Genomic DNA, 23,057 nt, shown 5'->3' with positions numbered 1-23,057 from the left:
CCACCTGACCGCACCCGACCGAGATCGCCGCCCCGACCGACCCGACCCCACTCCCCGCCCTGACCACGGCCGACCGCCCCTGACCACCGAGAGCCCGCCGCCCATGTACGAGCTGTCCCGGATCCGCCTCTACTCCATCGGCCCGGCCGGTGCGCGCTACGCCGACACCGTTCTGGACCTCCGCGGAGTCGGCGGCCCGGTGCCCAGCCCCGCGCCCGCACAGGCCGACTTCTTCGAGGACGAGCCCGGCGAGCCGCCGCGCCGTCCCGCCCCCGCCGGGGTGCTCTTCCTGGAGAACGGCGGCGGCAAGTCCGTCCTGCTGAAGCTGATCTTCTCCGTGATGCTGCCGGGGCACCGCAACACCCTCGGCGGCGCCAGCTCCGGGGTGCTGCGCAAGTTCCTCCTCGCCGACGACTGCGGGCACGTCGCCCTGGAGTGGCAGCACACGCGCACGGGAGAGACCGTCGTCGTCGGCAAGGTCAGCGAGTGGCGCGGGCGCCAAGTCTCCAGCGACCCGAGGAAGTTCGCCGAGGCCTGGTACTCCTTCCGGCCCGGCCCCGGCATGAGCCTGGACTCGCTTCCCGTCGCCGAGTCCGCCGCGCTGCGCGCCCCGTCCGAGGGCGTCTCGTCGGCGCGCGGGCGCCGCCGCACCATGAAGGGCTTCCGGGACGTGCTGACCGAGACGGGCAAGGCGTACCCGAATCTCGACGTCGCCTGGGAAGAGGTGCACGAACGCTGGACGGAGCGCCTCACCGGCCTCGGTCTCGACCCCGAACTCTTCCGCTACCAGCGGGAGATGAACGCCGACGAGGGCGAGGCCGCCGGGCTCTTCGCCGTCAAGAACGACTCGGACTTCACCGACCTGCTGCTGCGCGCCGTGACCGACACTCGGGACACCGACGGCCTCGCCGACCTGGTGCACGGCTTCGCGCACAAGCTCGGCCGCCGCAGCGAACTCACCGCGGAACGCGACTTCACCGCCGGGTCCCTGGACCTGCTGCGCCGTATCGCCGAAGCGGCCGAGCAGCGCGGGCGCGCCCGCGGCGTCCACGCCGACGCGGAAGGCCGCGCCCGTGGGCTGGTGCGCCGCCTCGCGGCGCGGGCCGAGGCGGAGCGCGCCCACGGCGGGGAGCTGGCCGGCCAGGTGGCCGACGCGGACGAAGCGGTGACGGCAGCCGGGGACACCCGCGACCGCTCGTCCCTCGTCGCCGCCGAACTCGCCTACAGGCACGCGTCGTTGGCGCTCGCGGGTGCCGAGAAGGAAGCCTCCGCGCAGCGCCGTGAGCTGACCGAGGCCCGTACGCTGCACTCCGCGTGGCAGGCCGCCGAGACCGTGCTCGCCCACCGCACCGCGGGCGACCGCGCCGCCCGCCTCTCGGACGCCATCCGCGAGGCCGAGCGGGACGCGGCGCCCGCCCTCGCCGCCCGTGCCACGGCCGCCACCGACCTCGTACGTGCCCTGCACGCCGCCGCCGGGGAGGCCGAGCGCACCGCGGCGGAGGAAGAGGAGCGCTCGGCGGCCCTCCAGACGGGTTCGGAGGACGCGCACCGCGATGCGACGGCCGCCGCCACCGAGGCACAGCGCGCCCGCAGCGAAGCGGACCATCTGCGTCAACGCCTCGCCGAGGTCGAGCAGGAGACAGCCGAGGCCGTACGTGCGGGCTGGATCGAGACATCCGGCGACCGGGACGGCGGGGACGGCGGCGACAGCGATCCGGCCGCCGCCGCGCTCGCCGCCGGTGAGGCCGGACGCGTGGCGGCAGCAGCCTGGGAGGAGGCGCGCGAAGCGGCGCGCCGCACCGCGGAGCGCGCACAGGAGTCGGGCGCGGAGCTCGCCCGCGCCGAACTCGCCGCCGCCCGCGCCGAGGACGCCGCCGAGGCGGCCGCCGCCGCGCACACCGCCGAACTGCGCACGGCACGCGCGCTGGGCACGGAGGTACGTCTCGCCGAACTCCTCGGGCTGCCCCACGCGTCGGGGCGGCAGCAGCGGCACCAGCAGATCGGTCGTCAGCGGGGGGACGCCCGGTCCGCGGACCCCGGCACCGCGCGGGTCGACCCCGGTACGGTGCCGATCGACCCCGGTACGGCGCCATCGGTGCCCTCGCCCCGCGCGGCTCAGCGGGACGGCGCGGACGCTCACCCCGACGTCGCCACAGGCACTCCCGACGACGCCACAGGCACCACAGACGACGCCACAGGCACCCCCGCGCCCGAAGCGGGCGCCCTCACCGCCGAGGAACTGGACGCCGCCGGCGAGTCCCTGGCCGAGTTGCTCGACGACGCGGTCGCCGCCTGCGAGCGGCAGCTCTTCGAGCTGCGCACCGCCGCCGCCGAGGACTCCCGCATGCTGGGCGCACTCGGCGACGGGGGTCTGCTGCCGCCCGCCCCCGACGTCACGGCCACCGTCGACTTCCTGGGCGAGCACGGCATCCCCGCCCTGCCCGGGTGGCGTTATCTCGCCCAGGCCGTGGACCCGTCCGACCACGCCGGTGTGCTCGCGGCCCGCCCCGAGCTGGTTGACGGGGTCGTCATCACCGACCCCGCCAGCCATGTGCGTGCCCAAGAGGCCCTGGCGGGCGCGGCGTTGCTGCCCCGCTCCGCGGTGGCGGTCGGCACGGCCGCGGCCCTCCTGGCTCCTCTCCACGCGGAGGGCACCGCCCCTCGTGACGACGTCTTCCTCGTACCGCCCAACCCGGCCATGCACGACGAGCAGGCCGCCGACGAGGAGCGCCGCCAGCTGCGCACCCGTGCGCTCGCCCGCGACGAGGAGATCCGCGCCCTCGCCGCCCGCCTCTCCGCCGACCGCACCCTCGCGGCGCGGCTCGCCTCCTGGCGCACGGGCTGCCCGCCCGGACGCCTCGCGGAGCTGGCGTCGGCGGCGCAGAGCACCCGCGAGGCGGCGGAGGAAGCCCGGGCGCACCTCGTACACGCCCGTACGGCGCACCGGGAGGCGGAGGAGAGCGCAGCCGGCACCGCCCGAGTGAGGGACGAGCGCCAGGAGGAGGCGCAGCGTGCCGGCCGCGGTGCCGACGCCCTCGCGGGCCTGGCCTCCCGCCTTCGCGAGCGCGGCAGTTGGCAGACCCGGCTGCGCGCGCTCGCCGAGGAGGCCGCCGAGGCCGAGGAGCGCGCCGAGGCCTGTCTGACGCGGGCACGGGCGGCGGACGAGGACAGGCGTTCCGCGCAGCGCGCCGCGGACGACGCCCACCGCACCGCGCGTGCGCTGCGCGCCGAGCGCGCCCAGATCGCAGGCGTCCCCGACGCCGCCGACGAGACCCTGCCGCCGCCCGTCGGCTCGTCGCTGCCGTCGCTCCGCGAGGCCTACAGATCGGCCTCCCGGCTGTACGAGAAGGTCGGCGTCGGCGCCGATCTGCGCGCCGAGCAGGCCCACGCCGAGAGCGACGAGTCGGCCGCGCGCGCCGCCCTCGACCGGCTCACCAACAAGGTCCGCACCCGCGCCGCGCAGCTCCTCGACGGCCCCGACGGCGCGGACGGTCCCGCACGCCAGGCCGCCGCGGCGCGGGCCGAGTCACGGGTGCACATGCTGGAGTCCCGGGCCGCCGCGGCGAGCGAGCAACTGGGCAGGCTGCGCGGCGAGACGGAGCGGCTCGCCCCGGCGCAGGGCGACTGCCACACGCAGCTGCCGCCCGGCATGGAGCCCGCCGGCGCCGAGGAGGCCCAGCGTCTGCTGCGTACGGCCAACGCCGAACTGGCGGCCCGCACCGATGAGTTGGAGGAGGCCCGCACCGCGCACACCGCTCTCGTACGGGCCCACCGAGCCGCCGAGGAGGCCGCGGGCGGATTCGACGAGACGGCCGCGCTCCTGCGTGACCTGCTGCGCGATCCGCAGCAGCCCGCCGCCCAGGACGCCGGGGAGGCCCCGGAGCCCTACCCGGGCAGCCCCGTCGAGGCCCGCCGGGACGCCGCGGAGGCGCGCCGCTCGCTGCGCGGCTGCGCCGCCGACCTGTCGTCCGCGGAGCAGACGCTGCGGGAGGCGTGCGACGTGCTCGTACGGCACGCCAACTCCTCGCGGTACGAACAGGTCCGCACCCCGGCACGGCAGCAGATCCGCGAACTGCCCGCCTCCGCGCTGCCGGACCACGCCGCGGCCTGGGCGGAGGCCTTCGCGCCGAGGCTCCGCGTCCTCAGCGACGAGCTGGAGCAGCTGGAGCGCAACCGCGACAGCATCGTCGACCGGCTGCGCGGCCTCGTGGAGTCGTCGCTGGCGACGCTGCGTTCGGCGCAGCGCCTCTCCCGGCTGCCGGAGGGGCTGGGGGAGTGGTCGGGCCAGGAGTTCCTGCGCATCCGCTTCGACGATCCGGACCAGGCCGTGCTGGCCGAGCGGCTCGGCGAGGTCGTCGACACGGCCACCCGTACCGCCGTCGCGAAGAACTCCGATCTGCGGCGGGACGGAATGTCCTTGCTGCTGCGGGGAGTTCACGCCGCGCTGGAGCCGCGCGGCGTATCGGTGGAGATCCTCAAGCCGGACGCGGTGCTGCGGGCGGAGCGGGTGCCCGTCGGGCAGATGGGCGACGTCTTCTCCGGAGGCCAGCTGCTGACCGCCGCGATCGCGCTCTACTGCACCATGGCGGCGCTGCGGGGGAACGACCGCGGCCACGAGCGGGACCGGCACGCCGGCACGCTCTTCCTCGACAACCCCATCGGCCGTGCCAACGCCACATACCTGCTGGAGCTCCAGCGGGCGGTCGCCGACGCGCTGGGCGTCCAACTGCTGTACACCACGGGGCTGTTCGACACGACGGCGCTCGCCGAGTTCCCGCTCGTCATCCGGCTGCGCAACGACGCGGACCTGCGGGCGGGGCTGAAGTACATCAGCGTGGAGGAGCATCTGCGTCCCGGACTGCCGCAGCAGGATCCGGAAGAGGAGCCCGTGCACGGCGAGATCACCGCTACGCGGATGTTCCGCCGCCCGGAGCAGGGAGCGCAGCAGCCCCGCGTACCGGCACAGGCAGACGGCCCGCGCGGGGAGCCGTGACGGGACGCGGAGAGGCGCAGAGAGGCGCGTCAACGCCCGTACGTCCAGGGGCAGTTGAGACATTTGCGGGCCGGTGGTGCGGTCCGGCGCGCCCTGTGCGGGCGGCGCACGGAATTCACACGCCCCGTTCGCGCCGCGTCCTCGTTCTGGCCGTCTCAACAGCCCGCCGGCGCGCGGCGCTGCTCGGCTCGGACAGCACCCCGTGCCGCTGCCGCCACACCTGACGGGTCACCCACACGTCCAGCACGGCCCATGTCGCCACCACCGTGCTGACCACGGTCGCGATCACCATGGGGAAGGCCAGCCACACCTGGGCGACCGAGCACAGCACGGCGATCATCAACTGAACGAGCGTCACGGCGACTATCACCACTGCCCGAACTGCCGCCGTACGGACGGGGTCAGGCAGCCTGGATCTCGCGTACATGATCCTTTCACTCCCCCCTCACGTTCCCCCACAGGCCACACGTTTCCACGTCAGTGGGTTGCGCCACAATTCAAGGACGCGTGTGGGGCATCGGTGGACATCTCAGGATGAGGCACCCCTGGAGGTCCGGTTTTCACGCTCGGACACATCTACGACTCGGTACTGCGTCAGTAGTAGGCTCACGCCGTTTGCTGTCGGAACTCGCCCCGGGCGGACGGGGTTGACTAGGGGAGGCCATGCGCTTGCGCGGTAGGTCGATCCGCCGGAAGATCGTGGTGCTGCTGCTGGTGCCGCTGCTGTCCCTGGTGTCCATCTGGGCCTTCGCCACCTATGTCACGGGCCGTGAGGCGCGCGAACTGCTCGACGTGGTCAACGCAGCGGACAAGGTGGGGGATCCGGCGCAGGACGCGGCGCAGGCCCTCCAGCGCGAGCGCCGGCAGGTCATGGTCTACCTCGCCGACCCCCGCGGTTCCGAAGCGCTTTCCCAGCTGAAGAAGCAACAGCAGGACACCGACGCCCAGATAGCGAAGCTGCGCGCCAACGCCCGTGCCCCCGGCCTGCGTTCGGAACTCACCGGCAGCACCCAGCAGCGGCTCGACGTGATGCTGGACAAGCTGGAAGGCCTGAAGAAGATCCGCAAGGCGGAGGAGAGCACGCTCACCCGCGGCGGCGCCTTCCAGGCGTACAACGAACTCATCGACCCTTGCTACACGTTCGTCAGCGCGCTCGGCGGCATCGACGACGTCGACCTCGACAAGCAGGGCCGCGCACTGGTGGGTCTCGCGCGCGCCCGCGAGTACCTGGCCCGCGAGGACGCGCTGATGGCGGCGGCCCTGGCCTCCGGCGAGATGACCAGGGGCGACCGGCGCGCCTTCTCCGACCGCGTGGCCGAACGCAACCTCACCTATGAGACGACGCTGCCCGAACTGCCCGCCGAGGAACGGCAGTTCTTCGACGCGTACTGGAACGGCACCGACGGCCGCACGCTGCGCAGCTACGAGGACGCCGTCATCGCCGCGGGCAGCCGCGGCACCCGGGGAGTCGTGAACTCCGAGCGCTGGCAGTCGGCGACCTCCACCGTCCTCACCGACCTGGAGCGGATGAACTTCGAGGCGCGCGACCGCTACGAGGAGCGCGTGCAGCCCGACGCGACGAAGGTGCTCGTCCAGTTCGGCGGCGCAGTCGTGATCGGTGCCGCCGCCGTCGTCGCCTCGATCGTCATCTCCTTCCGCGTGGGCCGCGGCCTCGTACGCGACCTGCGCACCCTGCGCCGGGAGGCCCAGGAGGCCGCGGGCGTGCGGCTGCCGAGCGTGATGCGGCGCCTGGCCGCCGGCGAGACGGTCGACATCGAGACGGAGGCGCCGCGGCTGGAGTACCCGCAGGACGAGTCCGGACAGGTCGGCCAGGCGGTCAACACCCTTCAGCGCGCCGCAGTCGAGGCCGCCGTCAAGCAGGCCGACATGCGCCGCGGCGTCTCCGAGGTGTTCGTCAATCTCGCCCGCCGCAACCAGGTGCTGCTGCACCGGCAGTTGAGCCTCCTGGACCACATGGAGCGCCGCACCGAGGACTCGGACGAGCTCGCGGACCTCTTCCGCCTCGACCACCTCACGACCCGCATGCGGCGTCACGCCGAGGGCCTGGTGATCCTCTCCGGCGCCGCGCCGTCCCGTCAGTGGCGCAAGCCCGTCCAGCTGATGGACGTCGTGAGGGCCGCCGTCTCCGAGGTGGAGGACTACGAGCGCATCGAGGTGCGCCGGCTGCCGCGCCTCGCCGTCGACGGCGGCTCGGTCGCCGACCTCACCCACCTCATCGCCGAACTCCTGGAGAACGCCACGGTGTTCTCGCCGCCGCACACCGCGGTCCAGGTGCTCGGCGAGCGCGTCGCCAACGGCTACACCCTGGAGATCCACGACCGCGGCCTGGGCATGGCCGCCGACGCGCTGCTGGAGGCGAACCTGCGGCTCGCGGAGACGCCCGAGTTCGAACTCTCCGACACCGACCGTCTCGGGCTCTTCGTGGTCTCCCGGCTCGCCCAGCGCCAGGGCGTACGGGTCTCGCTCCAGCCCTCCCCGTACGGCGGCACCACGGCCGTCGTGCTGGTCCCGGGCCGGATCCTCACCGAGACCTCCGGGCACGACGAGGACCGCCTGGAGCGGGAGCCGGCGTCCGGCACCGGCGTGTCCGGCACACGGCTCGACGCCCTCACCCGCGGCCCCTCCGGGCCGCCCGTCACCGTGACGCCGCGGCAGCGCGCCGCCCTCGACGGGCCCGTCGAACTGGAGGCGCCCATCGGCGAGTTGGAGAAGGGGCCGGGACGCGACCGCGACGGCGAGGGCGGCGATACGGACCGCGAGCGTACGGGCGACGACGGCACCGACCGCGAGCGTACGGACGGCGACGGCACGGACGGCGAACCCGCCGACGGCGACGGGCCGGACCGTGACGGCGTACCGGCGCACAGCACAGGCGGCCCGGCCCCGCTAGGCGGTCCCAGGCCCGGACTCGAACAGCACCAGCAGGCCCGGGACGAGGCCGACGGCTCCTCCCGTCCCACGAGTTCGCAGAGCGACGGCAGGGGAGGCCTCGCACCGCTTCCGAAGCGCAGGCCGCGTACGCCCGTGCTGGTCGCGGACCACGGACGCACCGTCGGCAGGCCGGACGCCCCGGACGCCCCGGAGGCCGATGAGTCCGGAGCAGGGCCGCAGCGGCAGGACCGCGAGGACCGCCGGGAGGGACGGAATACGGCGCCCGCCGGCGAGGCTGCCGGCGCACCGGCGAAGCCGTCCGGCGACCCCGCGCCGTCCAGCACGCCCGGCGGACTGCCCCGCAGGGTCCGCCAGGCGAACCTTGCACCCCAGCTCAAGAGGGACCAGGGCGAACCCGCACCGAACCGCGCGGACCCCGGCCCGCGCTCGGACGATCTTGCCAACAGGGACGCGGACGAGGTACGCAACCGCATGGCTTCGCTCCAGCGCGGCTGGCAGCGCGGCCGACTGCACAACGCCGGCGCATCGGGGGACGAGGCGGCGGAGTCAGCACCAGGAACGACACCGGAGGGGGACGGTCGATGACCGCACCGAAAGGCACGGAGAACACCGCTTCCGGAAGCGGTGAACTCAACTGGCTCCTGGACGAGTTGGTACAGCGTGTCGGCAGCATCAGCAAAGCTCTCGTGCTCTCCGGCGACGGGCTGCCCCGCGGAGCGTCGCAGGACCTGACACGGGAGGACGGCGAGCATCTGGCGGCCGTCGCGTCCGGCTTCCACAGCCTCGCCAAGGGAGTCGGCCGCCACTTCGACGTGGGTGGCGTGCGCCAGACCGTCGTCGAGCTGGAGGAGGCGTTCCTCTTCGTCACGGCCGCGGGCGACGGCAGTTGCCTCGCCGTGGTCGCGGACGCGGACGCCGACGTCGGTCTGATCGCGTACGAGATGACGCTCCTGGTCAAGCGGGTCGGTGCACATCTGGGCACAGCCCCGCGGTCCTCGGGTCCCGCCGGCCGCGCCAGCCGGAGCTGACGGGCGGACGGGACTGACGGGAATCTGAACGGGACACATCGATGACGGACCGCTGGTTCGACGACGCAGCAGGGCCTGTGGTGCGGCCGTACGCCATGACGCGCGGCCGCACGCGCAGCAGCTCCGAGGAGGCACGACTCGACCTCATCGCCCTGGTGATCGCGGAGAGCCGGGACGGTGAGGGAGACGCGAAGCCCCGGGAGGACGCCGCCGGAAACGGCGACGGTCCCGGGGCCACGGACGAGGAGACCGGCGGCGGCGCCCGCGGCAACGCCGACGTGCTCGCCGACAACTCCCTCGCTCCGGAGCACGTCGACATAGTCCTCCAGTGCCGTCGCGCCCCGCAGTCCGTCGCCGAGCTCGCCGCCGAACTCGACCTGCCGGTCGGCGTCGTACGCGTCCTCATCGGGGACCTCATCGACGCGGAATGGGTCCGCGTCAGCCGGCCCGTCCCTCCGGCGGAACTGCCGGACGAAAGCATTCTCAGAGAGGTGATCGATGGTCTTCGGGCGCTCTAAGCGAGGCGCCGGGGCGGCGTCGCCGGCCGAACCGGTGACGCTGAAGCTCCTCGTGGCGGGCGGCTTCGGCGTCGGCAAGACGACTCTCGTGGGAGCGGTGAGCGAGATCAAACCGCTGCGCACGGAGGAGGCGCTCACCGAGGCGGGCCGCCCCGTGGACGACACCGCGGGCGTGGAGGCGAAGTCCACCACCACGGTCGCGATGGACTTCGGCCGCATCACCATCAACGACGGCCTGGTGCTCTACCTGTTCGGCACGCCCGGCCAGGACCGCTTCTGGTTCCTGTGGGACGAGCTGGCACAGGGCGCGCTGGGCGCGGTCGTGCTCGTCGACACCCGCAGGCTGGAGGACAGCTTCGCGGGCATCGACTACTTCGAGCGCCGGAAGATCCCCTTCACCGTCGCCGTCAACCACTTCGACGGCGCGGAGGTCTATCCCGCGGACGCCATCCGTGAGGCCCTCGACCTGGACGCGGAGGTTCCGGTCCTGGACTGCGACGCGCGCCGCAAGGAATCCGTGCGCGACGTGCTGGTCTCGGTGGTCGAGCACGCGATGCGCCGGGCCGTGGCCGCACAGAAGCCGGAGCCCAGCCCCGCCCGCGTGCGCTGAACGCCGCGGGACGGGACGGGGCTCCGGTGCTCCGTGCCTGTACCTGTGCCTGTGGTTGCGTTTGTGGTCGATGCTGCGTGATCGGCTCTGCGTGGTCGGTTCTGCGTGTCCGGCTGTCCGTGTCCGCCGCCCCGGTGGGGCGCGGTGCGTTGGGGTGCGGTGCCGGTGGCCGAGCCGGTCTCAGCCGGCCGCGGAGCCGGTGAGGCGGCCGGTCACGCGCCCTCCTCCAGCCAGCCGAAGCTGCGCTCCACCGCCTTCCGCCAGTTGTGATACTCCTGCTCGCGGGTCTCCGGCTGCATCTGCGGCGTCCACTCCGCGTCCCGCTTCCAGTGGCTGCTCAGCTCGTCGAGGCCGGACCAGACGCCCGTCGCCAGGCCCGCGGCGTAGGCGGCACCGAGGCATGTGGTCTCGGCGACCACGGGCCGGATCACCGGCACGCCGAGCACGTCGGCCTGATGCTGCATCAGCAGGTTGTTCCCGGTCATGCCGCCGTCGACCTTCAGGCTCGTGATGTGCACGCCGGAGTCCTGGTACATCGCGTCCACGACCTCGCGCGTCTGCCAGCTCGTCGCCTCCAGCACCGCACGAGCCAGATGTCCCTTGGTGACGTAGCGGGTCAGGCCCGCCACCACTCCTCGCGCGTCGGACCGCCAGTACGGCGCGAACAGACCCGAGAACGCGGGGACGATGTACGCGCCGCCGTTGTCCTCGACGCTCGCCGCCAGCGTCTCGATCTCCGCGGCCTCCCGGATGATCCCCAGCTGGTCGCGGAACCACTGCACCAGGGCGCCGGTGATCGCGATCGACCCTTCCAGGCAGTACGTGGGGGGCTCGCCGCCGAGCTGGTAGGCCATCGTCGTCAGCAGGCCGTTCTTGCTGGGTACGGGCCGCTGCCCGGTGTTGAGCAGCAGGAAGGATCCCGTGCCGTAGGTGTTCTTGGCGTCGCCGACGGCGTAGCAGGTCTGCCCGAACAGCGCCGCGTGCTGGTCGCCGAGCGCCGAGGCCACCGGCACGCCCGCGACCTGGCCCCGTGCGGTGCCGTAGATCTCCGACGAGGAACGGATCTCGGGCAGCACCGACGCGGGCACGTTCATCGCGTCGAGGATGGACTGGTCCCACTGGAGGGTCTCCAGGTTCATCAGCATGGTGCGTCCCGCGTTCGTGACGTCTGTGACGTGCACGCCGCCGTCCGTCGCACCCGTGAGATTCCAGATCAGCCACGAGTCGATGGTGCCGAACGCGATCTCGCCGTTCTCCGCGCGCTGCCTCAGCCCGGGCACGTTGTCCAGCAGCCAGGCCACCTTCGGCCCCGCGAAGTAGCTGGCCAGCGGCAGCCCCGTACGGTCGCGGAAGCGGTCCTGGCCGTCGGCGCCGCCCAGCTCGGTGCAGAGCGCGGCGGTGCGGGTGTCCTGCCAGACGACGGCGTTGTGCACCGGCTGACCGGTCTTCCTGTCCCACAGGACCGTGGTCTCGCGCTGGTTGGTGATGCCCAGCGCGCTCAGCTGGTCGGCGCGCAGACCGGCCTTTGCGATCGCACCGGCCACCACGGCCTGCACCTTCGCCCAGATCTCGGTCGCGTCGTGCTCCACCCAGCCGGGCTTGGGGAAGATCTGGCGGTGCTCGCGCTGGTCGACGGCTACGGGAGCGCCGTCCTGGTTGAAGATGATGCAGCGGCTCGATGTGGTGCCCTGGTCGATCGCTGCGACGAACTTGTCCGACATGGTCGCGTCCCCTTGTCCGAACCGGAGTGCTGGGTGCTGGAGAGAGTCCCGGGTCTGAGCCCGGGGGTCAGAAGGCGAGTTTGCAGATGCTGCCGTCACCGCTGCCGTCACCGCGGCCCCGATGAGCGGCGGCCCGGCGACCGGGACCCGAGCCGGGACCGGCGTTCGCGGCGAACTGCGCGTAGTAGGCCGCCCGAACCGGTGCCGCCCGAACCGGTACGGCACCCGTAACGGCCCCGGCCGGCTGCGTGCCTATGCACAGCGGCAGGCGGAGACCGAAGGCGGCGCGGACAGCGGTTCCGAGGAGGACGAGGACCGCGGCGCCGGTCACTCCGCCCGCGAAGGTGTCCGCGACGACGCCCGGGGAGATGTCCGTGACGATGCCCGTGAAGGTGTCCGCGTTGGAGATCTGGCTCACGACGGCTCCTTGTCCCTCGGCCGGGGCGTGGGCCCCCGGGCGTTCTTCCGGGATGGTGCTTGTTCCGGCACGGAGCCGGCGCCAGGGCAAAAGGGCCGCTGATCACGGTCCGGCGCGCCACCCCGCCCGGTCTCCGTGACGAGCGTTCCGGCAGTGTTCATCGCAGCTGAGGGACCGTCAAGGGCATGGACATCATGGACACGCGGGGCTGGGGAGGTCATCGACATCACCGTCGTGTCGGGTCGATCGGCCCCGCATTTCCCCCGGATTCCGGGCCGGGCATCGACCGCCGAGGGCCGTGCCGCACCGGGGCGCCGCGTGCTCCGCGCCCGTACGCAGGAGGAACGGCGTCGCCTGGCCGTTGACAGCGGCACAGGGCGGCCGGAGACTCCGGCCCAGTGACTGTGAACGAAAGTTCGCCGGGCGAACACGGCCCTGACCGCCGGTCCTCCGGCGTCTCACGGCCGTCCCGCTCCGCCGCCCGCACCCCGAACCCGCACCGCCCGTCTCAGGAGGGACCCCCGCCATGACCATCCACCGTGACCTGCTCATCGGCGGGCAAGAGGTCCCCGCCGCCTCCGGCCGTACGGCAGAGGACCACGATCCGTACACCGGCGAGGTGTACGCCACCGTCGCCGCCGGCGGGCCGGACGACGTGCGCCGCGCGGTGGAGGCCGCGGACGCGGCCTTCCCGGCGTGGGCGGCGACGGGGCCCGCCGAGCGCCGCGCCGTCTTCCTCAAGGCCGCCGACATCCTCGAAGCCAGGGGCGAGGACGCGGCGACGCTGATGGCGCACGAGGCGGGGGGCAGCCGCCCGTGGGCGCTCTTCAACGTGCACCTGGCCTCCGGGATGCTCCGCGAGGCCGCGGCAGCGGTCACCGCACCACGCGGTGAGGTGCTGTCGCCGCAGGACGACGGGACGTTGAGCCTCGCCGTACGCGAACCCGTCGGTGTCGTCGCGGCGTTCGCCCCCTGGAACGCACCGGTGATCCTCGGGACGCGCGCCGTGGCGGCGCCGCTCGCCGCCGGGAACACCGTCGTCGTCAAGCCCAGCGAGGACGCGCCGCTGGCCTGCGGCTACTTCGTGGCGGACGCGCTTCGGGAGGCCGGTCTGCCGGACGGCGTGCTCAACGTCGTCAGCAACGCGCGCGAGGACGCAGCCGACGTCGCCGCGGCGCTCGTGGCCGAACCGGCGGTGCGCGCCGTCAACTTCACCGGTTCGACCGGGGTCGGCCGTCTCATCGGCAACCTCGCGGCGCAGCATCTCAAGCCCGCCGTACTGGAGTTGGGCGGAAAGAACTCGCTGATCGTCCTCGACGACGCGGACGTGGACTACGCGGTCGACGCCGCCACGTTCGCCGTGTTCATGAACGCGGGGCAGATATGCATGTCGGGCGACCGGATCCTCGTACACGCCTCTGTGGCCGAGGAGTTCACCGAGAAGTTCACCGCCAAGGTCGCCGGGCTGCCGCACGGCGGCCCGTCCGATCCGGCCACCGTCATCGGCCCGATGATCGACGCGGCGTCGGCCGAGCGGGTCGCGGCGCTCGTACGGGACGCCGTCGGCAAGGGCGCGGAGGTGCTGACCGGGGGAGGGGCGCCGGAGAACGCGGTGCACCCGGCCACCGTGCTGCGCGGCGTCACCCCCGGAATGGAGCTGTACCACACGGAGGCGTTCGGTCCCGTGTGCGTCGTGACGCCCTTCGCCGCCGACGACGAGGCGGTCGACCTGGCCAACGACACCGAGCACGGGCTGACTTGCGGGATCATCACCGAGAACGGCACGCACGGGCTGGACCTCGCACGCCGGATCCGTACGGGCATCGTGCACGTCAACGACCAGTCGGTGGCGGACGAGCCGCAGGTGCCCTTCGGCGGCTTCAAGGCCTCCGGGTACGGGCGCTTCGGCGGGCGCTGGGGCATCGAGGCGTTCAGCAACACCCGCTGGGTGACGCTGGCGACGCGGCACGCGCACTACCCGTTCTGAGCCCCGGAGGCAGGCCGGCGGACGGGCGTACGTGCGGGTGCCGGGATCCCGGAGGTGGCGCACCTCCCTCCCACGCGCCCGCAGTTCGCCCGGCCGCCGTGCCCCGGCCGCCGTGCCGGAAACCGTGAACGGGCCGCCCGTCAGTGCCCGTTGAGGGCGCGGCGCCAGACGGGGAAGTCGAAGTACGTGTCGGGGAAGGTCTCTTCGTCGAGGGTGTAGTGCCACCACTCCTCGGGGAGGTTGGTGAACCCGGCCTTCTCCATCGTGTCCTTCAGCAGCATCCGGTTCGCCCGCTGCCTGCCCTGGATGCGGGGATCGGCTGTGTGCGACAGCGTGTCGAAGCAGTCGAAACCCGTCCCCATGTCAATGGAGTTGTCGGGGAAGCGCACGTCCTTCGGCGCGAAGCACGACACCAGCGGCTCGCCCGGCCGGTACGGCCGGGTCGGGCGGGCCGGCAGCCGCACCAGCGTCAGATCGACCGTACTGCCCCTGCTGTGGCCGGACTTCTCCGCGATGTAGCCGTCCTCGAAGAGGCGGTCCTTCTCGACGCGCGGATAGAACTCGTCCTTCATCCGCTCGTCGTCGAGGTCCTTCGCCCACTCCACGAAGTTGTCGACTGCACGCTGCGGGCGGTAACAGTCGTACACCTTCAGGGAGTAGCCCCTGCGCAGGAAGGAGCGCTGGGCCTTCCTCAGCGCCTCGGCCGTGTCGCGGGTGACGATGCACATGCCCTGCCGGTAGCCGCGTATCCGGTCGCCGGTGAAGTTGTGCGGCGTGCGGTAGCGGATCTCCTGAAGGACGGTCGGTGCGACGTCCCGCAGCGCGACGAACTCCCGTGGAGCGGACGGGTCTTGGCCGTGGCCCGGCGACCGGGCCGCGTCCGTGGCCGTCCCGGACGCCGCCGAGACCGGCGCCGCCGGTACGAGAGCGGCAAGGGCGACCAGCGCGGCGGTGAGTGCCGTGCGGCTGAGTGATCCTCTGAAAGCTGCCATGGCCATTCGTCTATCAGCTGCGCAGCCGTACCGGGTAGCCCACGGGAGCACCGTCTTCACGGGTCACCACCGTGGTGCCCTCGCGCCGCAGCACCCTGAAGCGCTCGGCGGGCGCCGGATGCCGCCGGGAGCCCTCGCCCTTGCCTTCGCCGTTGCCCCCGTCCATGTCCGCATCGCGGATGACGAGCCCCTTGCCCGTGCGCCCAGGGGCGGGCGTCCATACCTCCAGCTCGGTCGCACCGTCCGTGCGGCGGACCGGCACCGCCGCACCCGCACGCGCGAGCACCGGAATCCCCGACAGCGGGGCGTCGAGGACGACTTCACCGGGGCCGTCGTGCACCGAGCCGTTCGCCGTCTCGTACCAGCGGCCGTACGGCAGCCGGACCGGCCTGCTGCGAGCGCCCTCCTCCAGCACGGGCGCCACGAGCAGCGCGTCTCCCAGCAGGAAGGCGTCGTCGCACTCGCGCAGCGGCCGTTCGCGCGGATGCTGCCACCACAGGGGCCGCACATACGGTGCGCCGGTGCGGTGCGCGAGATGGGCGAGCGTGGTGAAGTAGGGGCGCAGTCGCTCCCGTTCGGCCATCGCGGCGGCGCAGCCCTCCAGCACCTCGCCGCCGAACGCCCAGGGCTCCCGCGGGCCCAGCCCTTTCCCGCTGTGCACGTGGAACAGCGGGAAATAGGCGGCCAGTTGGAACCAGCGAAGATACAGCTCTGGCGACGGTGCGCCCGTCGAGCCGCCGATCCCCGGACCGCAGTACGGCACGCCGCACAGCCCCAGGCTCACGACGAGGGACAGCGACGCACGCAGCCCGTCCCATCCCGTGGGCAACTCCCCGCCCCAGGTGCCCCCTTCGCGGTGCATCCCCGCCCAGCCGGAACCGACGAGGACGAACTCGCCCTCGTCCGGGGCGCCTTGGACGCCCTGGGTGTCTTGGGTGCCTTGGCCTTGGGCGTCTTGGGTGCTTTGGGCGTCTTGGCCTTGGGCGTCTGGAGCGCCTTGGCCGTCCCGGGCCGCGCGTGTGGCCGGAACGCCCGGCGAAGCCGCCTCGTTCTCCCCGGTCGTCTCTCCGGCACCGGACGGGCGCGGCGGCCGTGTGCGGGCCGGCCCGTCGGACACCAGCCGGACGCCCTCCGCTCCCAACTCGGCCGCCAGCCGCGGCAGATCGGCGGGCCTGTCGCGTGCGCCCCTGAGCACCCGCCGCCCGCCGTGACCGGTGTCAGCATCCAAGTGCAGGGCACGCAGGGGCAGTTCGTGCTCGCGGTAGCCCGCGGCGAGTTCCCTCAGCCGCTGGGCCGCTCCCGCGACGGGCACCGCGTGCTGGTAGCCCAGCGCCCAGCCCGGCGGCAGCGACGGCGCGCCCGTCAGGCGTGACCAGCCGTGCAGCACCCGCGCGGGCGGCCCCGCGATCACCCAGTAGCGCAACGGGCCGCCGCCCATGCGGATCTCGCTCGATCCCGCCCGGTCGTGCCCGGAGCCCCTTCCCTCCTGGCCTTCGCGGACCGTCATACGGCCCTCGCCCGCGTTGTCGTGGAAAACCAGGTGCGTTCCCGAGTCGGCCACCACCAGCTGCACCGGCATCGTGATCCGCGGAGCGTCCGGACCACGGGGCACATCCGCAGTGGTCCCCGTCCCGGGTCCGGTACCGGCTCCGGCTCCCGCTGAAAACCCGGAGCTGGATCCCGGTCCGGATCCGGATCCGACGCCGTGCAGCTCGTACGAACCGTCGGGCAGCCGCGGCCCGCACGTATGGCCGCCGAGCCCGAAGAAGCGCGCGTCCGCGGCGACTTGGGAGCGCTGCATCCACCGGCCGTAACCCGCCGGGCCCGGCGGGTCCGCGTACGGGCCGGGCGGTCCCGGCTCCGGCACCTGCCCGTTTCCATCACCGTGCCCGCGCCCGCCGCCCGCGCCCGGGTCCCGCTCCTCCGCGTCCCGTCGGTCCGCGTCCCGTTCCCCCGCGTCCTGCCCGTCCGTGTCCCGCCCGTCCCGTTCCCGCACGCCCGACTCCCGCCGTACGTACGGCTGTTGCCCCGCCGCGCTCTCCCACCAGCGCGGAGGCAGATCCCGGCGCAGCAGTTCGCCGCCCGGCGTGCGTACCTCCACGGCGCCGTGCCGAGAGACGGTCAGCAGCAGCCGTTCCGAGACGACCCGCCACCCTCCGTCCTTGTCGGGTTCGAGCACGGCGCGGGCGTCCGGTTCGGGCACCTTTCCGGGGAGCGCCCGCGACGGGCCCGGCTCCGCGCCGTCCCAGCCCAGGAAGAGGGCACCGCCGACCGCGACGCGCACCGAGAGCGAGGACCGCTCGAACCGGACGACGCCGCCGCCGGGGCCCGGCTGCGCACCCCGCGCGGGACCCGGCACACGCGCGCGCTCAGGACCAGAAGCCCCCGGCCTCCCGCCCGCCGAACGTCTCGGGAGCCAGGGGGACCGCGCCGGGCTCGTCCCTCGCGTGTCCGCCCGGCCGTCCGTCTTCCCCTGTCCCCGCCGTCCTGATTTCGTCCACCACGCCGCGCCCGCTGTCCTCACCGTCCCCGCCAGGCCCCGCCTGTCCATACGTTTCAGCGTGCCAGCGCGATGCGCAGCACGTCAGCGGCGTTCAACCGGAGTTCACCCGGTGAACATCCGCCGGTCCCGTGCGCCCTCCGCGCCTTCATGGGCCCCGGTCCGGAGGCTGTCGTGCCCGCCCCCGTGCCGGCAGCTGCCGCGGGGTGCTTCGGCCACATTCGCCGGGCGGCGGGCATGTGGTGTGCGCCCTGGCGTGAGCATTGGTCGCATGGCATCGTCCTGATCAGTCCCCTGTACGCCCGCAAAGCATGCCGCCAGCCCGTCCGGACCCGGAGCCGCCCGCCATGACCACAGCGCACAGCACGCCGCAGTCGCCGCCCCCCGCGCCGGAGCCCCTCTGGCGGCCGGGGCCCGACCGCGTCGCCGGCGCCCGGATCACACGCTTCCAGGCGTGGGCGGCCGAGCATCACGGGGCGCCCGCCGTCGTGCCCGGCGACCCCGAGGCGAGCTACGCCGCGCTGCACCGCTGGTCCGTCGAGGAACTGCCCGCGTTCTGGCGTGCCCTCACCGAGTGGTTCGACGTACGGTTCTCCACCCCGTACGAGACGGTGCTGGCCGACGACGCCATGCCCGGCGCCGAATGGTTCCCCGGCGCGACCCTCAACTACGCCGAGCACGCCCTGCGTACCGCCGAGGACCCGGAGCGCGCCGGCGACCCGGCCCTGCTGCACGTCGACGAGGAGCACGAGCCCCGCCCCGTCAGCTGGGCCGAACTGCGCCGCCAGGTCGGCTCGCTCTCCACCGAGCTGCGCCGCCTGGGCGTGCGGCCCGGCGACCGCGTCAGCGGATACCTGCCCAACGTCCCGCAGGCAGTCGTCGCACTCCTCGCGACCGCGGCCGTCGGAGCCGTATGGACCTCCTGCGCCCCCGACTTCGGCGCCCGCAGCGTCCTCGACCGCTTCCAGCAGGTCGAACCGGCCGTCCTGTTCGCGGTGGACGGATACCGCTACGGGGGCAAGGAGCACGACCGCGCCGAGACCGTGGCCGAGCTGCGCCGCGAACTGCCCGGTCTGCGTGCGGCAGTTCACGTTCCACTGCTGGGCTCGCCCGCCCCCGACGGCATGCTCGAATGGTCGGCCCTCACCTCGGCGCCCGCCGGATCCGCCGACAGCACACCCGTCTTCGAGCAGGTGCCCTTCGCGCACCCGCTGTGGGTCCTGTACTCCTCCGGCACGACCGGGCTTCCCAAGGCCATCGTCCAGTCGCAGGGCGGCATCCTGCTGGAACACCTCAAGCAGCTGGGCCTGCACAACGACACGGGCCCGGAGGACCGCTTCTTCTGGTACACCTCCACGGGCTGGATGATGTGGAACTTCTTCGTCTCCGGCCTGCTGACGGGCTGCACCGTCGTCACCTACGACGGCAGCGCCGGCTACCCCGACATGAACGCCCAGTGGAGCGTGGCCGCCCGCACCGGCACCACCTTCTTCGGCACCTCGGCCGCGTACATCATGGCCTGTGGCAAGGCGGGCATCCATCCGGCCCGTGACCTGGACCTCTCCCGCATCGAGTGCGTCGCCACCACGGGTTCGCCGCTGCCGCCCGACGGCTTCCGCTGGATCCACGACGAGATCTCCGACGACATGTGGATCGCCTCCGTCAGCGGCGGCACCGACGTATGCAGCTGTTTCGCGGGCGCCGTGCCCACGCTCCCCGTGCACACCGGCGAGCTCCAGGCGCCGTCACTCGCCACGGACCTCCAGTCCTGGGACCCGCAGGGCGAGCCGCTCACAGACGACGTCGGTGAACTGGTCGTCACCCGCCCCATGCCCTCGATGCCCGTGCGCTTCTGGAACGACCCGGACGGAGCGCGCTACCGCGACAGCTACTTCGAGATGTTCCCCGGCGTCTGGCGGCACGGCGACTGGATCACGCTCACCGGCCGCAACACCGTGATCATCCACGGCCGTTCGGACTCCACCCTCAACCGCCAGGGCGTGCGCATGGGTTCGGCCGACATCTACGAGGCCGTCGAGCGGCTGCCCGAAATCCGCGAATCCCTCGTCATCGGCGTCGAAGAGCCCGACGGCGGCTACTGGATGCCGCTCTTCGTCCACCTCGCACCGGGCGCCGTGCTCGACGACGCGCTGCGCGACCGCGTGAAGCGCACCATCCGCGAAGGGCTCTCACCCCGCCATGTGCCCGACGAGATCCTCGAGATCGAGGGCGTGCCGCACACCCTGACCGGCAAGCGTCTCGAAGTCCCAGTCAAGCGCGTGCTCCAGGGCACGAGCCTGGACAAGGCGGTCAACCCCGGCTCCGTGGACGACGTCGGGCTGCTGCGCTTCTACGAGCGGCTGGCCCGGGAGCGTACGGGAGGCGGCGCGGGCGACGGGGAGGGACGGACCGGAGGGCCCACCCGTACCGGGTGATTCCGGGCGGCCGCGGCGGCCGTTGTCAGACCCCCCGACTACGGTGAGTGAGCAAGTGATCCGCAGGGACCGAGGGGGAGTCCATGGCACACAGCAGAAGCCGCAAGCGCAGCCGCCGCCGCACCCTGCGCCGCGAAGCACCCAGCATCGTCCCGGTCGTGGCCGACGAGGCGCACTTCGCGCGCATGCGCGGCTACGGATCCTTCGCCTTCGACGACCACCGCAGCTATCTGCGCCGGCTGGAGGGCCTGCTGCGCGAGCTGAGAGCCGGCGAAGTCCACGCCCGGGTGGCCCTCTTCGACCCCGTCGACTACGAGCTGTACTGCCAGGAGCAGCGTCTCGACCCCGACACCGCGGCGAACCGCGGCCGCTATGTGGCGGAGGTCGCGGCCGCCGGCGCCACCGTGGCCTACGCCGGGCAGACCCTGGGCCGGCTGCTGCCGCAGCTGCGGGACGCGCACGCGTGCCGGGTCACGTGGCAGGCGGGGGCGGAGATCCTGGCGAAGGCCGGTTCTTGCGCGCGGTGCGGCAGGGACATCGGGAAGGCGGCGTTCGAGCGCGCGGCACGGGCGTTGAGCACGCTCCTCGACGCGGCCGGGCCCGGGGCGCACCATCTGGTCGTCAGCGTGGCCGTTCCGGGATCGCCGCTGGTGACCGCCCTCGATGTGCGCCGCACACCGGCCGGTGACGTCCAGGCCCATGAGGCCGCGGCGCTCGCGCTGACCACCGCCGTCGCCGCGGGCTTCGCCACCGTCAGCCACGGCGGGCTGGTGTTCCGTACGGAGGCGGGCGGAGCGGGCGGCGGCAGCGCCGGTGGCGGCGGAGCAGACCGGGGCGGCGAGGGCGACGGCGTCGGCGTCGGCGGCGAGGAGGCGCCGCGCGACGTGGACGTGGTCCGGGGCTGGCGGCTGGACCCCGTGCGGAGCTGGCTGACTCCGCTCAGCGCCGCCGAGGTCTTCGCCGCGTACTGCACGGATCCGGCCACGCGAGAGCCGGTCGCCCCGGAGCCGGGAGTCGAGCACGCACCCGGCTTCGAGCTGCCGCACCCGGGAGGTGAACTGCACTGCTGAGCCCATGCGTTGCGGCCCCACCCCGCTGCCCCGGCTGCCCCGGCTGCCTACGCCGGCCCGCCGCGCCGCGCCGTCAGTGCCGTACGGATTCCGCGCTCCGGCCCCGACGTGTCCGCTCCACCGCCGGGCTCGTCCTCGCCGTACGGCCCGGCGGCCATGGTGCGGCTCCGGTCACTCCCCGGACAGCACGGCCTGAGCGGCGATGCGCGCCTCCTCGGCGCTGTCGGCGGCGCGCGCCGCCGATGCCGCCCGCTCGCACTGCGCCAGCGTGTGCTTCGCCAGAGTCGCCCGTACATACGGAATGGAGGCGGCGCCCATCGACAGGCTCGTCACGCCGAGGCCCGTCAGCACGCACGCGAGCAGCGGATCCGCGGCCGCCTCCCCGCACACCCCGCAGCTCTTGCCCTCCGCCGAGGCGGCCTCCGCGGCCAGCGCCACGAGGTCCAGCAGCGCGGGCTGCCACGGGTCCTGTAGCCGCGATACGGCGCCCACTTGACGGTCCGCGGCGAAGGTGTACTGGGCGAGGTCGTTCGTCCCCAGCGAAAGGAACTCCACTTCTTGCAGCACGGAGCGGGCCCGCAGCGCCGCCGACGGCACCTCCACCATCACCCCGCACTTGGCCTCCAGGCCCGCCGTACGGCAGGCCTCGGCGAAGGCCCCGGCATCGGCCCGGTCCGCCACCATCGGAGCCATCACCTCCAGGTAGACCGGCAGTCCCTCGGCCGCCTTGGCCAGCGCCGCCAACTGCCCCTGAAGCACCTCGGGGTGATCGAGCAGCGTACGCAGCCCGCGCACGCCCAGCGCCGGATTGGGCTCGTCGCCGGGGGTGAGGAAGTCGAGCGGCTTGTCGGCTCCCGCGTCCAGGACGCGCACGACCACGCGCCCTTCCGGGAACGCCTCCAGCACCTGCCGGTAGGCCGTGACCTGCTTCTCCTCGGAAGGCGCCTTCGTGCTGTCGTCGAGGAAGAGGAATTCCGTGCGGTACAGGCCGACGCCCTCCGCCCCCGCCTCGATCGCGGCGCTCACATCCGAGGGACCGCCCACGTTCGCCAGCAGCGGCACCTTGTGACCGTCGGACGTCGCCCCCGGCCCCTTCGCCGCGTCCAGCGCGGCCTTGCGCTCCTCCGCCTCCCGGGTCAGAGCGGCCTGCTCTTCCTCGCTCGGCGACACCCGTACGGTGCCGGTGCTGCCGTCGACGGCGATCACGGTGCCCTCGTCCACGTCGCACGCGCCCGCGAGCGCCACCACGGCGGGCACGCCCAACGCCCGCGCCAGGATGGCGCTGTGGCTGGTCGGGCCGCCTTCCTCCGTGACGAAGCCGAGGACCAGCGCGGGATCCAGCAGGGCCGTGTCGGCCGGTGCCAGGTCGCGGGCGACGAGCACGAACGGCCGGTCGCTGTCCGGCACTCCCGGCATGGGCACGCCCATCAGTCGCGCGATGATGCGGTTGCGTACGTCGTCCAGGTCCGCGACCCGCCCCGCGAGGTACTCGCCGGCGCCGGCGAGCAGCGCGCGGTAGGCGGCGAACGCGTCGTACACGGCCCGCTCCGCCGTGCTGCCGGCCGCGATGCGCCGCTCGACCTCGCCCATCAGCTCCGGATCCTGGGCCATCATGGCCTGCGCCTCGAGCACGGCCTGCGCGTCGCCGCCGGCGAGATTGCCCCGCGCCATCAGGTCGTTGGCCACGTCCTCGACGGAACGCCGCGCCCGCTGCTGCTCCCTCGGCGCCTCGGATTCCGGGATCTGGCCGTCCGGCGGCTCGACCACGGCCGTTCCCATGTGGCGGACCTCGCCGATCGCCACGCCGTGGCTTACGCCGACACCTCGAAGGGTCGTGTCCATGTCGCTCATCTCCGGTCGGTGCGGTGAGCC

13 protein-coding genes and 1 pseudogene are annotated in these 23,057 nt (G+C 73.4%); 8 read left to right on the top strand and 6 right to left on the bottom strand.

Going from position 1 to position 23,057, the window contains the following annotated elements:
* Positions 1–103: 103 nt before the first annotated feature.
* A complete protein-coding gene (locus tag HCC61_RS12770) occupies positions 104–4,993 on the top strand; it encodes a hypothetical protein (protein ID WP_169135502.1) in 4,890 nt (1,629 codons plus the stop codon).
* Between the two features lie 169 nt (positions 4,994–5,162).
* Here the strand turns inward: HCC61_RS12770 and HCC61_RS12765 are convergent.
* Positions 5,163–5,411: pseudogene (locus HCC61_RS12765) on the bottom strand (hypothetical protein); the annotation flags it as partial.
* Between the two features lie 245 nt (positions 5,412–5,656).
* Here HCC61_RS12765 and HCC61_RS12760 point away from each other — a divergent pair.
* Genes HCC61_RS12760 through HCC61_RS12745 form a run of 4 tightly spaced genes read left to right on the top strand, consistent with a single transcriptional unit; the run spans position 5,657 to position 10,062 of the window.
* Positions 5,657–8,491 (top strand): nitrate- and nitrite sensing domain-containing protein, encoded by a 2,835-nt coding sequence (locus HCC61_RS12760; RefSeq protein ID WP_169135500.1) that lies wholly within the window; start codon positions 5,657–5,659, stop codon positions 8,489–8,491.
* Positions 8,488–8,934, top strand: coding sequence for a roadblock/LC7 domain-containing protein (locus tag HCC61_RS12755; RefSeq protein ID WP_169135499.1), 447 nt, complete (start codon positions 8,488–8,490; stop codon positions 8,932–8,934). The genes HCC61_RS12760 and HCC61_RS12755 overlap by 4 nt, the downstream gene beginning before the upstream one ends.
* Positions 8,935–8,975: 41 nt before the next feature.
* Positions 8,976–9,452, top strand: coding sequence for a DUF742 domain-containing protein (locus HCC61_RS12750; protein WP_169135498.1), 477 nt, complete (start codon positions 8,976–8,978; stop codon positions 9,450–9,452).
* A complete protein-coding gene (locus HCC61_RS12745) occupies positions 9,433–10,062 on the top strand; it encodes an ATP/GTP-binding protein (RefSeq protein ID WP_169135497.1) in 630 nt (209 codons plus the stop codon). The genes HCC61_RS12750 and HCC61_RS12745 overlap by 20 nt, the downstream gene beginning before the upstream one ends.
* Before the next feature lie 212 nt (positions 10,063–10,274).
* Here the strand turns inward: HCC61_RS12745 and glpK are convergent, their stop codons facing one another.
* Both glpK and HCC61_RS12735 read right to left on the bottom strand, forming a co-directional pair.
* On the bottom strand, positions 10,275–11,783 hold the full coding sequence (glpK, locus tag HCC61_RS12740) for a glycerol kinase GlpK (RefSeq protein ID WP_169135496.1): 1,509 nt from the start codon (positions 11,781–11,783) through the stop codon (positions 10,275–10,277).
* A 67-nt stretch (positions 11,784–11,850) separates the two neighbouring features.
* Positions 11,851–12,201 (bottom strand): hypothetical protein, encoded by a 351-nt coding sequence (locus tag HCC61_RS12735; RefSeq protein WP_169135495.1) that lies wholly within the window; start codon positions 12,199–12,201, stop codon positions 11,851–11,853.
* 526 nt (positions 12,202–12,727) lie between these two features.
* On the opposite strand from HCC61_RS12735, the gene HCC61_RS12730 reads away from it, so the two are divergent.
* Positions 12,728–14,188, top strand: coding sequence for an aldehyde dehydrogenase family protein (locus tag HCC61_RS12730; RefSeq protein WP_169135494.1), 1,461 nt, complete (start codon positions 12,728–12,730; stop codon positions 14,186–14,188).
* 140 nt (positions 14,189–14,328) lie between these two features.
* Here HCC61_RS12730 and HCC61_RS12725 read toward each other — a convergent pair whose 3' ends face one another.
* Both HCC61_RS12725 and HCC61_RS12720 read right to left on the bottom strand, forming a co-directional pair.
* Complete coding sequence (locus HCC61_RS12725; protein WP_169135493.1) at positions 14,329–15,180, bottom strand: M15 family metallopeptidase; 852 nt, start codon at positions 15,178–15,180, stop codon at positions 14,329–14,331.
* Between the two features lie 13 nt (positions 15,181–15,193).
* A complete protein-coding gene (locus tag HCC61_RS12720; protein WP_346777161.1) occupies positions 15,194–17,539 on the bottom strand; it encodes a TIM-barrel domain-containing protein in 2,346 nt (781 codons plus the stop codon).
* A 488-nt stretch (positions 17,540–18,027) separates the two neighbouring features.
* Here HCC61_RS12720 and HCC61_RS12710 point away from each other — a divergent pair, with 488 nt between their 5' ends.
* Positions 18,028–20,115, top strand: coding sequence for an acetoacetate--CoA ligase (locus HCC61_RS12710; RefSeq protein ID WP_169135492.1), 2,088 nt, complete (start codon positions 18,028–18,030; stop codon positions 20,113–20,115).
* A gap of 83 nt (positions 20,116–20,198) precedes the next feature.
* Complete coding sequence (locus tag HCC61_RS12705; protein ID WP_169135491.1) at positions 20,199–21,185, top strand: hypothetical protein; 987 nt, start codon at positions 20,199–20,201, stop codon at positions 21,183–21,185.
* A gap of 171 nt (positions 21,186–21,356) precedes the next feature.
* Here the strand turns inward: HCC61_RS12705 and ptsP are convergent, their stop codons facing one another.
* Positions 21,357–23,027 carry a phosphoenolpyruvate--protein phosphotransferase gene (ptsP, locus tag HCC61_RS12700; protein WP_169135490.1) on the bottom strand — a complete coding sequence of 557 codons (1,671 nt, stop codon included), beginning with the start codon at positions 23,025–23,027 and terminating at the stop codon, positions 21,357–21,359.
* Between the last annotated feature and the right edge of the window lie 30 nt (positions 23,028–23,057).

The sequence above is a fragment of the Streptomyces sp. HNM0575 genome, assembly GCF_012726265.1.
In the GTDB taxonomy this organism is placed as follows: domain Bacteria; phylum Actinomycetota; class Actinomycetes; order Streptomycetales; family Streptomycetaceae; genus Streptomyces.
This window is presented reverse-complemented; position numbering and strand designations above follow the sequence as displayed.